12 protein-coding genes are annotated in these 12,195 nt (G+C 68.5%); 9 read left to right on the forward strand and 3 right to left on the reverse strand.

The features are described 5' to 3' along the window. The first annotated feature begins 33 nt into the window (after window positions 1–33). From QT386_RS06145 to ilvD, 4 genes are all read left to right on the forward strand, one after another. Window positions 34–1,893 carry a sensor histidine kinase gene (locus tag QT386_RS06145; RefSeq protein WP_289272865.1) on the forward strand — a complete coding sequence of 620 codons (1,860 nt, stop codon included), beginning with the start codon at window positions 34–36 and terminating at the stop codon, window positions 1,891–1,893. A 63-nt stretch (window positions 1,894–1,956) separates the two neighbouring features. Continuing rightward, on the forward strand, window positions 1,957–2,592 hold the full coding sequence (locus QT386_RS06150; RefSeq protein ID WP_289272866.1) for a peroxiredoxin: 636 nt from the start codon (window positions 1,957–1,959) through the stop codon (window positions 2,590–2,592). An 8-nt stretch (window positions 2,593–2,600) separates the two neighbouring features. Beyond that, complete coding sequence (locus QT386_RS06155; RefSeq protein ID WP_289272867.1) at window positions 2,601–3,032, forward strand: hypothetical protein; 432 nt, start codon at window positions 2,601–2,603, stop codon at window positions 3,030–3,032. A gap of 99 nt (window positions 3,033–3,131) precedes the next feature. Continuing rightward, window positions 3,132–4,829 (forward strand): dihydroxy-acid dehydratase, encoded by a 1,698-nt coding sequence (gene ilvD / locus QT386_RS06160; protein WP_289272868.1) that lies wholly within the window; start codon window positions 3,132–3,134, stop codon window positions 4,827–4,829. A 52-nt stretch (window positions 4,830–4,881) separates the two neighbouring features. Here ilvD and QT386_RS06165 read toward each other — a convergent pair whose 3' ends face one another. Genes QT386_RS06165 through QT386_RS06175 form a run of 3 tightly spaced genes read right to left on the reverse strand, consistent with a single transcriptional unit; the run spans window position 4,882 to window position 6,976 of the window. Beyond that, a complete protein-coding gene (locus tag QT386_RS06165) occupies window positions 4,882–5,667 on the reverse strand; it encodes a hypothetical protein (RefSeq protein ID WP_289272869.1) in 786 nt (261 codons plus the stop codon). Further along, window positions 5,664–5,885 (reverse strand): hypothetical protein, encoded by a 222-nt coding sequence (locus QT386_RS06170; RefSeq protein ID WP_289272870.1) that lies wholly within the window; start codon window positions 5,883–5,885, stop codon window positions 5,664–5,666. Before QT386_RS06170 ends, QT386_RS06165 begins: the two co-directional genes overlap by 4 nt. A 26-nt stretch (window positions 5,886–5,911) precedes the next feature. Next, on the reverse strand, window positions 5,912–6,976 hold the full coding sequence (locus QT386_RS06175) for an AraC family transcriptional regulator (RefSeq protein ID WP_289272871.1): 1,065 nt from the start codon (window positions 6,974–6,976) through the stop codon (window positions 5,912–5,914). Between the two features lie 96 nt (window positions 6,977–7,072). On the opposite strand from QT386_RS06175, the gene QT386_RS06180 reads away from it, so the two are divergent. From QT386_RS06180 to QT386_RS06200, 5 genes are read left to right on the forward strand one after another with little or no spacing between them, the layout of a single operon-like run. Then, the gene (locus QT386_RS06180; protein WP_289272872.1) at window positions 7,073–7,945 is read left to right on the forward strand and encodes an SDR family oxidoreductase; all 873 of its coding nucleotides are present in this window, start codon (window positions 7,073–7,075) and stop codon (window positions 7,943–7,945) included. Next, window positions 7,942–8,868, forward strand: coding sequence for a patatin-like phospholipase family protein (locus tag QT386_RS06185; protein ID WP_289272873.1), 927 nt, complete (start codon window positions 7,942–7,944; stop codon window positions 8,866–8,868). Before QT386_RS06180 ends, QT386_RS06185 begins: the two co-directional genes overlap by 4 nt. Before the next feature lie 17 nt (window positions 8,869–8,885). Continuing rightward, window positions 8,886–10,391: an NAD(P)/FAD-dependent oxidoreductase gene (locus QT386_RS06190; RefSeq protein ID WP_289272874.1), complete on the forward strand. Its 1,506-nt coding sequence runs from the start codon at window positions 8,886–8,888 to the stop codon at window positions 10,389–10,391. A gap of 38 nt (window positions 10,392–10,429) precedes the next feature. Then, complete coding sequence (locus tag QT386_RS06195) at window positions 10,430–11,269, forward strand: metal-dependent hydrolase (RefSeq protein WP_289272875.1); 840 nt, start codon at window positions 10,430–10,432, stop codon at window positions 11,267–11,269. Window positions 11,270–11,293: 24 nt separating this feature from the next. After that, window positions 11,294–12,130 carry a class I SAM-dependent methyltransferase gene (locus tag QT386_RS06200; RefSeq protein ID WP_289272876.1) on the forward strand — a complete coding sequence of 279 codons (837 nt, stop codon included), beginning with the start codon at window positions 11,294–11,296 and terminating at the stop codon, window positions 12,128–12,130. Window positions 12,131–12,195 lie beyond the last annotated feature (65 nt).

Genomic DNA, 12,195 nt, shown 5'->3' on the forward strand with positions numbered 1-12,195 from the left:
AATTCCAGTGGAAGCGGGTGAAAAGGGGGCAGGGTGGGGGGAGACAGACGAGGCTGGGCAACGGCGGTGCTGCTGGCGCTGGCCCTGCTCGTGTCCAGCGCTCCCGCCGTGGCCCAGATCCTGAGCCTGTCGTCCGGTGAATTCCTGCCGGAGCCTTCCATGCAGTTGCCGGACGATGCCGATCCGCGCTGGCGCCCGGTGCAGTTGCCCGACCAGTGGAACGAACCGGGACGGGCGGGGGTGGAGAGCAGCGGCTGGTATCGCTTCCGCGTCGAGACACCGACCGACGCCGACGGACCCTGGGGCCTGTACTTCCTGCGCGGTGCCATCAATCTCGCGGCCTACTTCAACCGCAGCTTCATCGGCAGCGGCGGGCGCTTCGAGGAGCCGATGGCCTTCAACGCCAACCGCCCCCTGCTGTTCGTCGTGCCGCAGCCACTGCTGTCGGACGACGGGCACAACCTGGTACACGTCTACCTGCGCGGCTACCCCCACTTCGTCGTGCTGTATCCGCCCGAGGTCGGGCCGCTGCAGGAACTGCGACCGGCCTACGAATGGCGCCGGCTGCTGCAGAGCGACATCAGCTTCGGCCTGACCGCGCTGACCCTGGTCACCGCGCTGTTCAGCTTCACCTTGTACCTGCGCAACCGCGACCAGTCGCTGTACCTGTGGTTCGCGCTGTTCACGGCCTGCTGGGGTGTCTTCGGGGCCAACATGTCGGTGCGCGACCTGCCCCTGCCGGGACGCTACTGGCTGGCGCTGGTCCACAGCAGCATCGACTGGGCCTGCGCACTGCAGATGATCTTCGTCCACCGCTTCCTCGATGCACGGCGGCCCCGCATCGAGGCCGCCGCACTGGCGCTGGCGGCGCTCGGCACGCTTTGCAACCTGCTGGGAAGCTGGTGGACGCTGCGCTACGTCGGCGCCTTCTTCAACCTGCTGAGCGTGCTGAGCCTGGTTTACGCGCTGGCCTACACCTACGGCCGGCGCCACCACAGCCGGGATGCGGCGATGCTCTGCGCCGGCCTGCTGCTGCAGCTGCTGCTCGCCGTGCATGACTACGGCCTGGCCGCGACGCGTTCCGCCAACTGGTACGGCCACAGCAGCTTCCTGCTGCATTTCGCCGTGCCGCTGTTCCTCACCGTGCTGGGCTGGCGTGTGCTCGACCGCAGCCTGGTGGCGCGGCGTGACCTGGAAGAGCTCAACCTGCAGCTGGAGACGCGCGTGGCCGAGGCCCGGCGCACGCTAGAGCAGGGTTTCGAAAAGCGCTGCAAGCTGGAGCGCCAGCAGGCGGTGCTGGAGGAGCGCGAGCGCATTCACCGCGAGCTCCACGAGGACCTCGGCGGCAAGCTGCTGACCCTGATCCACGCCGGCGAGAGCGAGGCCAATGTCGAGCTGGCGCGTTCCGCGCTGGCCGACCTGCGCGAGGTGGTGATCTTCGACCCGGCTATCGCCGTGAGCCTGCGCGGCACCCTGGCAGAGATGGAAGCCGAAGCGCAACAGCGCACGGCGCGCGCCGGTTGCCGGCTGCATTGGGCCTATCCCGAGGGCGTCGACGAGCTGGAGGTGCCGCCGCTGTTCGCCTTCCACCTGGCGCGCATCCTGCGCGAGGCCGTCAGCAATGCCCTGCGCCACGGTGAGGCGCCGGAGCTGCGCGTGGACTTCCGGCTCGGCGGCGGCAACCTGCACATGCGGGTTGCCGATACCGGCTGCGGCTTCGAGCACAGCCGTCCGGGCATCGGCATGCGCGGCATGTGTGCACGCACCGAGCTGCTGCGCGGCCGTATCCAGTGGAAGCAGGGCGAGTACGGCGGCACGATCGTGGAACTGCAGGCGGCGTTGCCCGGTCTGGATGTGGGCCATGATCCAATCCGTTCTGTCCTTATGCCTTGATCTGCCACGGGAACGGCGCATCATGGAGCCCCCGCACCACCCCATAACCCACAGGAGAACCACATGACACTGCGACTGGGCGACATCGCCCCCGATTTCGAAGCGGACACCACCGAGGGCCGCATCCGCTTCCACGAGTGGCTGGGCAATTCCTGGGGCGTGCTGTTCAGCCACCCGCGCAACTACACGCCGGTCTGCACCACCGAGCTGGGCTACACCGCCAAGCTCAAGCCCGAGTTCGAGAAGCGCAACGTCAAGGCCATCGGCCTGTCGGTGGACAAGCTGGAAGACCACCACGGCTGGAGCAAGGACATCGCCGAGACCCAGGGCACCTCGCTGAACTTCCCGCTGATCGCCGACGCCGACAAGACGGTGGCGAACCTCTACGACATGATCCACCCCAATGCCAGCGACACCTTCACCGTGCGCTCGGTATTCATCGTGGACCACAACAAGAAGATCCGCCTGACGCTGACCTACCCGGCCAGCACCGGCCGCAACTTCGACGAAGTGCTGCGCGTGATCGACTCCCTGCAACTCACCGATAAGTACAAGGTCGCCACGCCGGTGAACTGGAAGCAGGGCGATGACGTGATCATCGTGCCGGCCGTCAACAACGAGGACGCCAAGAAGCTGTTCCCGCAGGGCTGGAAGGAGCTCAGGCCTTACCTGCGCGTCGTGCCGCAGCCGAAGGGCTGAGGACCGACATGCATACTGTCCTGAGTGCTGCGCGGGCTCTCGCCGCCGGACTGCTGCTGGCCCTGGTCGCTGCCTGCGACCGGGCGCCGCCGGCGCCGGGGCCGGCCGGTGGTCTCGAGGTGGAGGGCGGTAGCCTGAGCTTCACTGCCGTCCAGGGGCAGGGCGTTCCGCCGGCACCGCAGACCCTGGCCGTACGCGTGGACAAGGACCAGGCCCAGCGCATCGGCACCGGCCCGGCCCTCGGCGAGACGGCGGACTGGTTTGCCGCACGCATCGATGGCGCCCCTCCGGATCTCAAGCTGGTGGTCAGCATCACCCGCACCACGCTGCCACCGGGTGACTACAAGGCGCGCCTGGAAGTGGCCACGGGCGATGCCCAGCAGAACTTCCTGCAGTCGCGCCCGGTGGAGCTGAACTACCGGGTATTGCTCAAGCCCTAGCTGTATCGGCAAGCCCTGCCGGTGCCGCCGGCAGGGCTCAGGGCTGCCCGGGGCCGGCCGTGATACGGTTGCACACCCGTCTCACCAGCCAGGTCCGCCATGTCCGACGCCAGAAAGCCGGTTTCCAACAGCCGCTCGCGCAACATCACCGAGGGCGTCGCCCGCTCGCCGAACCGCGCGATGCTGCGCGCCGTGGGCTTCACCGACCAGGATTTCGACAAGCCCATCGTCGGCATCGCCAGCGGTCATTCGACGATGAACCCCTGCAACGCCGGCCTGGGCCCGCTGGCCGATCGCGCCGATGCGGCGCTGAAGGCTGCCGGTGCCATGCCGCAGACCTTCGGATTCCCTACCGTCACTGACGGCATCTCCATGGGTACCGAGGGCATGAAATTCTCGCTGGTGTCGCGCGAGGTGATCGCCGACTCCATCGAGACCGCCGTGCAGTCGCAGTTCATGGACGGTGTGCTCGCCATCGGCGGCTGCGACAAGAACATGCCCGGTGCCATGATCGCCATGCTGCGCATGAACGTGCCGGGGCTGTTCTGCTACGGTGGCACCATCAAGCCGGGCTTCTGGAAGGGCCAGGCCCTGACCATCGTCTCGCCCTTCGAGGCGGTGGGCAGCTTCACCGCCGGCAAGATGAGCCGGGAGGACTTCGACGGCATCGAGAAGAACGCCTGCCCCAGCCATGGCGCCTGCGGTGGCATGTACACCGCCAACACCATGTCCTCGGCCTTCGAGGCCCTGGGCATGTCGCTGCTGGGCTCCTCGCAGATGGCCAACCCGGACCCGGAGAAGGGCGACAGCGTGGCGCAGTCGGCCGCCGTGCTGGTCAATGCGATCCGCCTCGGCATCAAGCCTCGCGATATCGTCACGCGCAAGAGCATCGAGAACGCCATCGCCCTGGTGATGGCCACCGGCGGCTCCACCAATGCCGTGCTGCATTTCCTGGCCATGGCCCATGCCGCCGACCTGGAGTGGTCGCTGGACGACTTCGAGCGGGTGCGTCGCAAGGTGCCGGTACTGTGCAACCTCAAGCCCTCGGGCGCTTACGTGGCGGTGGACTTCCACAAGGCCGGCGGCGTGCCGCAGGTGCTGAAGATGCTGCTGGTGAAGGGGCTGTTGCATGGCGATTGCCTCACCATCACGGGCAAGACCCTGGCCGAGGAACTGGCGAACGTTCCCGCCGAGCCTCGCGCCGACCAGGACGTGATCCGTCCCTTCGACAAACCGCTGTACAAGGAAGGCCACCTGGCGATCCTAAAGGGCAACCTCGCCCCGAACGGCGCCGTGGCCAAGATCAGCGGCCTGAAGAACCCGGTCATCACCGGCCCGGCGCGCGTGTTCGACTCCGAGCCGGAGGCCATGGACGCCATCCTGGGGGATCGCATCCAGGCCGGCGACGTGCTGGTGATCCGCTACATCGGCCCGCGCGGCGGCCCCGGCATGCCCGAGATGCTGGCGCCGACCTCGGCCATCATCGGCAAGGGCCTGGGCGAGAGCGTCGGCTTCATCACCGACGGCCGCTTCTCCGGCGGTACCTGGGGCATGGTGGTGGGCCACGTCGCGCCGGAGGCCTTCGTCGGCGGCCCCATCGCGCTGGTGGGCGAGGGTGACAGCATCACCATCGACGCCCATCACCAGCTGATCCAGCTCAACGTGCCCGACGAGGAACTGGCCCGGCGCCGCGCGGCCTGGAAGCAGCCGGCGCCGCGCTATACCCGAGGTGTGCTGGCCAAGTTCGCGCGGCTGGTGAGCGGCGCCGACAAGGGCGCCGTGCTCGACGGCGAGTAGGCCGCAGGCGCGAAAGAATTAAGGGCGGGCCCTCGGGCCCGCCCTTTTCGTTTCAGGCCGCGAAGAAAGGCTGCAACTGCTCCAGCGTGCCGTTCTTCTCAGCTGCCTGGCGCGCGGTGGCGCGATGCTTCGGGTCCACGGCATCGCTGAGTTTCGCCATGCGCTGCTGATCCTTCGGCGGCATCTGTGCGGTGACCAGGCCCACTTCGTTGATGAACTCGGGCGCCTTGAAGGCGGCTTCGATCAGGCTGCGGATCTGCTGATCATCCATCTTCGCCGTGAGGCGCGCGACGCGGTCCTTGCGCTGCGCGAAGCTGGAGATGCGCAGGGAGTCGGCGGGGTCGGCGATCTCCTCCATCAGGATCATCGCCTTGTCTTCCGGCAGGTAATCGGTGAAGCCGCCCATGATGTGGTAGTCGCGGCTGGCCAGCATCTGGCGCGTGACGCCGCGCATCAGGTCCACCGGCAGTTTCTCCAGCTGCTCCCTGGCCCTTTCCGGGATCTGCTCGCGCGCGATCTCCGCCATGAACTCGTCGTCGAAGTGCTTGCACATGCGCGCCGCGCGGTCGGCCGGCACGTAGTACGACATGTTGGCGGTGATGCTGGGGCCGAAGACCTTGCGGCACAGCAGGGCGCTGAGCGCATCCGGTGCCAGCTTGCCGCTGGCGGCGATCTTCTCGAACAGCCCGGCGAATTCCTCCAGCAGGCTGTTCTGGATCAGCGTGCGCAGCTTCATCAGGCCGGCGCCGTCGAGCGCGGCGAGGTGGCCCAGCTGGGCCGCGTCGCGGTGCAGTACACGCGCCAGGCGGCGCAGCTCGGTGTCGCGGTCGATGTTCATACGCCGAAGAGCTTCTTGATGGGCGCGCGCAGCAGCCAGGGCAGCTGGTTCAGCGCCTCTTCCATGCTGCCGCGGATGTGCTTCGAGTGGGCTTGCCGCGCCTGCTCGATGTCGCCAGCCAGCTTCAGCCGGTCAGCCTCGGACAGCGCGGACAGGAAGTCCAGCTTCGCCGGCTGCGTGCGCAGCAGTTTCGCCAGCTTGTCGTTGGGGTTGGCCATGCCTGTCTCCTCGTTTGCGGCGCAGTCTAGCCTGAGTTTCCGTCCAGCAGCCGGCGCCGGTAGCCGCTGGGTGAGTCGCCGGTCCACTTGCGGAAGGCGCGGGTGAAGTTGGCCGGGTTGGTGTAGCCCAGCCGTGCGGCGACCTGCTGCAGTTCCAGCGTGGAGTGGCGCAGCAGTTCCTGGGCGTCGCGCTGGCGCACGTCCTCCAGCAGGGCCAGGTAGGAGGTGCCTTCGGCCTGCAGCTTGCGCTTGAGGCTGCGTCCGGACATGTGCATGCGCTCTGCCACCGCGTCGACGCTGGGATAGCCACCGTTGTGGGACAGCCGAAGTTCGGCGCAGACGCGCAGGCCGACGCTGTCCTGCAGGCCGCCGGCCTGGGCCAGCTCGCGTTCGCAGAGCTCGATGGCCTGGCGCGAGGCATGCGGGTCGGCCAGCACCGGGCGCAGCTCCAGGTAGCGCAAAGGGAAGCGCAGCAGGTTGGCCGGCTGGCCGAAGCGGATGTTGGGCAGGCGTTCGCGGTAGGCCGCGTGGTAGGGCGGCTCGGGCCAGTCGAACCCGATTTCCGCGCCCTGGAAGTCGCGCAGCTCCATGCCCAGGATCGCGCAGGCGCCCCGCGCCAGGCCCAGCAGGATGTTCTCGACGAAGAACGAGCGCAGCACCGGGATCGGGTGCTTCTCGCGCAGTGTGATGGTGCCGTGCGTGGCGTCGGTGCTCAGGCTCATCGTGAAGTTGCGCTGGCGTGCCTGCACGTAGCGGATGGTGACGTCCATGGCCTGGCGCATGGAGTCGCAGCTCATGGTGGCGTAGCCGAGGAAGCCGTGCGAGGTCGGACGCATGCGCAGGCCGTATTCGTAGCCCAGACCCGGGTCGCCGGACAGGCGGATGCCGTTCATGGCCAGCAGGGTCCACTGGTAGGCGGACATGCGCGCCTCCGGCTGCGCCAGCAGTTCCGGCGCCATCGGCACCCCCGCCAGCAACTGGTCCTGCTCCACGCCGCGCTCGGCCATGATCTCCACCAGCAGTTGCAGGTAGGAGACCGGGATCGACGGCTGGTTGATGTCGGGTGGCAGCTTCAGGCGGGACAGGTCCATGGCGCAAAATGATAAGCAAATTGGCGCGGCCGCGTCTCACGCGGCGGGGCGCCGCGCGCCAAACTGTGCCATCGATCAATGACGAGGTTCGGAGCGATGGCCAGGCAGGGTCTGCGGGGTAAGGTGGTGGCGGTGACCGGCGGTGCGCGCGGCATTGGCCTGGAGATCGCCAGGGCGCTGGCGGCCGAGGGCGCCCAGGTCAGCATCGGCGACATCGACGAGAAGCTGGCCCAGCATGCGGCACGGCCGTTGGGCGCCCATGCCGCGAAGCTGGACGTGCGCGACCGTGCGTCCTTTGCCGCCTTCCTCGACGCCACGCGCAAGGTACTGGGGCCGGTGGACGTGCTGGTCAACAACGCTGGCATCATGCCGATGGGCGCCTTCCTCGACGAGCCGCTGGAGCGTTCCGACGCGCAGATCGACATCAACTTCCGCGGCGTGATCCATGGCATGCAGCTGGCCCTGCCGGAGATGTTGAAGCGCGGCAGCGGCCACATTGTCAACATCGCCTCGCTGGCGGGCCGCTTCGGCATTCCCGGCGCGGTGGTCTATACCGGCACCAAGTTCGCGGTGGTGGGCCTGACCGAGGCGGCGGACGCCGAGTACCGCGGACGCGGCGTGCATTTCACCGCGGTGATGTCGTCCAAGGTGCGCACCGAACTGGCCTCCGGCACCGAGCAGGCCGGCAAGGGCATCCCGGCGGTGGACCCCGAGGACGTGGCGGCGGCGGTGGTGCAGGCGCTGAAGCGGCCGCAGCTGTTCGTGGCGGTGCCGGGCTTCCTGAAGCCGGCCGCCGCGGTGTTCCAGCTGGCACCGGAATGGCTGGTCCGCCTGGGGCGGCGGGCCATAGGCGACAACCGCATCCTGTCGAAACTCGACCATGACGGTCGCCGCGATTACGAGCGGCGCCTGGATGCGTTGGCCAAGCCTGCCGCGAAGCCAGCGCCCAAGCGCAAGGTGCGCGCGTGACCCGCCGCGCCCTGGTCATCGGCTGTGGCGGCGTGGCCGGCGGTGCCTGGAGCATCGCCACGCTGGCGGCGCTGCAGCGCGAACTGGACTGGGACCCGCGCGAGGCGGAGATCCTGATCGGCACCTCCAGCGGCGCGGTGCTGTCGGCCCTGCTAGGAGCCGGCGTCTCCGTAGAGCGCATGGTGGCCAGCCAGCTCGGCGAGGCGCCGGATTGCGTCTGGAACCATGACCGCGACACCGGCGGCGTGCTGCCGCCGCTGCCGGCGGCGGACTGGCCGGGCCTGCCGCTGGCACGCCTGGGCCTGCGGCGGCGCATCTCCGCCTTCACCGCCTTCACCGGCCTGCTGCCGCGCGGCACCGCCGACATGGCGCCGTTCCGGCGGCTGGTCGGCAGCGTGGTGCCGCCGGGGGAGTGGGCGCCGCATGCCAATACCTGGATCGTCGGCGTGGACGTGGACAGCGGCGAGCGCGTGGCCTTCGGCCGCGAGGACGCGCCGCGGATTCCGCTGGACCTCGCGGTCTGCGCGTCCTACGGCGTGCCGGGCTGGTGCCCGCCGATGGAATGGCAGGGCCGCTCGTATCTCGACGGCGGCATTGCCTCGCCGACCTCGGCGGACCTGCTGCTGGGCAGAGGCGTCACCGAGGCCGTGGTGCTGGCGCCGATGGCCTCCAGCGAGCCCGACCAGCCGCGCTCGCCACTGGCGCGGATCGAGCGCCGTGTGCGCCGGCACATGACCGCGATCGTGGACCGCGAGATCGCGCAACTGCAGGCCGCCGGCATCCGCACGATCCGGCTCGAGCCGGGCCCGGCCGAGTTGGCCGCGATCGGTTACAACATGATGGATCACCGCCGTCGCCGCCGCGTCTTCGACGTGACGGTGGCGGGCAGCGACCGCGCGGTACGCGCGGCGCTCCAGCGATAACCTTTGGGAGGGCAGCAATGGGCAGGGCAGAACGCATGGAACGCCAGCCGGACTACGAGGCCATCGTCATCGGCACGGGTTTCGGGGGCATGGGCGCGGCGATCGAACTGAAGCGGCAGGGCATCGATTCGCTGCTGCTGCTGGATCGCAACGACGATCTTGGCGGCACCTGGCACGTCAACAGCTATCCGGGCCTGGCGGTGGACATCGCCTCCTTCACCTACTCGTACTCCTTCGAGCCGAATCCCGGCTGGACGCGGCTCTACGCGCCGGGCGCGGAGCTGAAGAAGTACGCCGAGCACGTCGCCGGCAAGTACGACCTGCGCCGCCACATGCGCTTCAATACCGTGGTGCTGAAGGCCGTGTGGGACGAGGCGAATCGCTTGTGGACCGTGCATCTCGCGCGCGGCGAGCCGTTGACGGCGCGCTTGCTGCTGACCGCCACCGGCTTCCTGTCGCAGCCGAAGAAGCCCGGCATCCCGGGCATCGAGACATTCAAGGGCAAGGTCATGCACACCGCCGCCTGGGACCATGACTACGAGCTGCAGGGCAAGCGCGCCGCGGTGATCGGTACCGGCGCCACCGCGGTGCAGTTGCTGCCGAAGATCGCGCCCAAGCTAGCGCGGCTCGACGTCTACCAGCGCACCGCGATCTGGGTGACGCCCAAGCTCGACGGGCCGATCCCGCTGGCGCTGCGCCGCCTGTTCGCCGCGCTGCCGTCCACGCAGCGCTCGGCGCGCCTGGTCAGCTCGGGCCTGCTCGAAGCGATCATGGTCACCGGCGTGCTGTACAACAAGCAACTGCCGCTGCTGATGCGCACGATGGAGCGGGCCTGCAAGACGCACATCGCGCGCCAGGTGAATGACCCGGCGCTGCGCGAGAAGCTCACGCCGGACTACAGCTTCGGCTGCAAGCGGCCGACCTTCTCCAATACCTACTACCCGACCTTCAACCGCGCCAACGTGGAGCTGGTGACGGACGCCATCGAGCGCATCGAGCCCGACGCCATCGTCACACGCGATGGGCAGCGCCGGCCGATCGACACCCTGATCCTGGCCACCGGCTTCTCGCTGTGGGAGGAGAACTTCCCGGCGATCCAGATCGTCGGACGGGCGGGCAAGGACCTGGGTGCCTGGTGGCGCGGCACGCGCTTCCAGTCCTACGAGGGCATCGCGATCCCGGGCTTCCCGAACCTGTTCAGCCTGAACAGCCCCTACGCCTACAACGGCCTGTCCTTCTTCACCACCATCGAAGGGCAGATGAAGCACATCGCCCGCCTGCTGGGCGAGATGCGGCGCAAGAAGGCGCGCAGCTTCGAGGTGTCGGAGAAGGCCAACGATGCCTTCGTGGCCGACATGAAGCGGCGCCTGGAGCATTCGGTTTTCGTCAACGGCAACTGCGCCAGCTCGCGCAGCTACTACTTCAACCCGCATGGCGAGGCGACCCTGCTGCGGCCCACGTCGACGGTCTCGGGCCTGCGGCGCTCCGGACGTTTTCCCCTCAAGGACTACCAGTTCGCCTGAAGGCGGCGCAGAATCCGGCGAGTTACAGGAGAAGGGCCATGGGCAAGATGGAGCAGGGCGGTGCCGCGACGATCCCGGTGCGGCGCATGGACTTCGAGTTCGGCGACGACATTCCCACCTGGTGGTTCGATGGTGACCCGGTCAAGACGCTGATCATGGCGGCGCAGTCTTGCACCTTTCCGGAGGGCGAGCGCTTCTTCATCCGCTCCGTGCGCGCCTGGCAGGACGGCGTGAAGGACCCGGTGCTGCGCCAGCAAATCCGCGGCTTCATCGGCCAGGAGGCGCACCACGGCAACGAGCACACGGCGCTCAATGCCTTCATGCAGGGCCGCGGACTGCCTACCGGCAAGGTCGAGGCCTTCGTCAAGCGGGGGCTGGGTTTTCGCGATCGCATGCTGTCGCCGGAGCGGCGCCTGGCCATGACTTGCGCGCTGGAGCATTTCACCGCGATGCTAGCCGAGATGCTGCTGGAACATCCGGAGTTCCTGAAGGGCATGGACGAGCGCGTGTTCGCGCTGTGGCTGTGGCATGCGGTGGAGGAGAGCGAGCACAAGGCCGTGGCCTTCGACGTCTTCAAGGACCAGGTGGACAGCGAGTGGATCCGCCGCAGCCAGATGGTGGTCACCACGCTGGAGTTCTCGCTGTTCAGCGCGCTGCACTTCGCGCGGCTCTACCGTGCTTCCGGCGAGAAGCTGGGACTGCGCGGCGTGATGAAGCGCCTGGCTTACTTCCGCCCCTGGCTGCGCCAGCTCGGCCCGCGCTACCGTGCCTACTACCGCCGTGACTTCCACCCCGACGAGGTGGACAGCCGCGCCCTGCGCGAGGCGGCGCTGAAGCGCCTCGCACAATTGCTGGACCGGCCGACCTTGGCCGCCTGATAACCAGACCTGAAGAACCAAACCATGGCCCGCAGCTCCGAGGCGATCAGCCCGACCGCTCATTACACCGGCTACGCCTGGTTCCACCACGGCCTCTCGCACGAAGCCCTGGTCACGCCGCAGGGGCGGCTGCTGTTCAACGCCCTGCGCCCGCTGAACCGCCTGGCGCAGGCCTGGGAGCGACCCACGGTGGAAGGCTTCCTGCTGGCCCGCCATCGCGCCATCGACGGCCTGCTGGAGCAGGCCATCGTGGAGGGGCGGGTGACACAGGTGATCGAGATCGCCTCCGGCTTTTCGCCGCGCGGCTGGGACTTCAAGCGCCGCCACGGCAACCGCCTGCGCTACATCGAGGCGGACTTGCCGCAGATGGCGGAGTGGAAGCTGCAGCGGCTGGAGCGCGGCGGCCTGCTGCAGCCGGGGCACCGGGTGCAGCCGCTGGACGCGCTGGCGGACCACGGCCCCGCGTCGCTGGCGGCTCTGGCCGAGCGGTTGGACCCGGCGCAGGGGACAGCGATCGTCACCGAGGGCCTGCTGAACTACTTCGACCGTGAGTCGGTGCTGGGCATGTGGCAGCGCTTTGCCGCCGTGCTGTCGCGCTTTCCCCAGGGCCTGTACCTGTCCGATCTGCACCTGGCCCGGGACAACCAGGGTACTTCGCAGCGCGTCTTCGGCCGCCTGCTCTCGGCCTTCGTGCGGGGGCGTGTCCACCTGCATTTCAACGGCCCCGAGGAGCCCCTGGATCTGCTGCGGGCCAGTGGCTTCGCCACCGCCGAGCTGCACGATCCGCGGCAGCTGCCGCAGGCCGGGCGGACGCAGCCCGGCGCCGAGCTGGTGCGCGTGATCGAGGCGCGCAGCCGATGAGCGACCGTCACGCCGTCAGGTCATAATCGACTTCTTCGCATTTCCCTAGCATTTCCAATAGGAGC

This window comes from Solimonas sp. SE-A11 (assembly GCF_030345715.1).
Lineage (GTDB): Bacteria > Pseudomonadota > Gammaproteobacteria > Nevskiales > Nevskiaceae > Solimonas_A.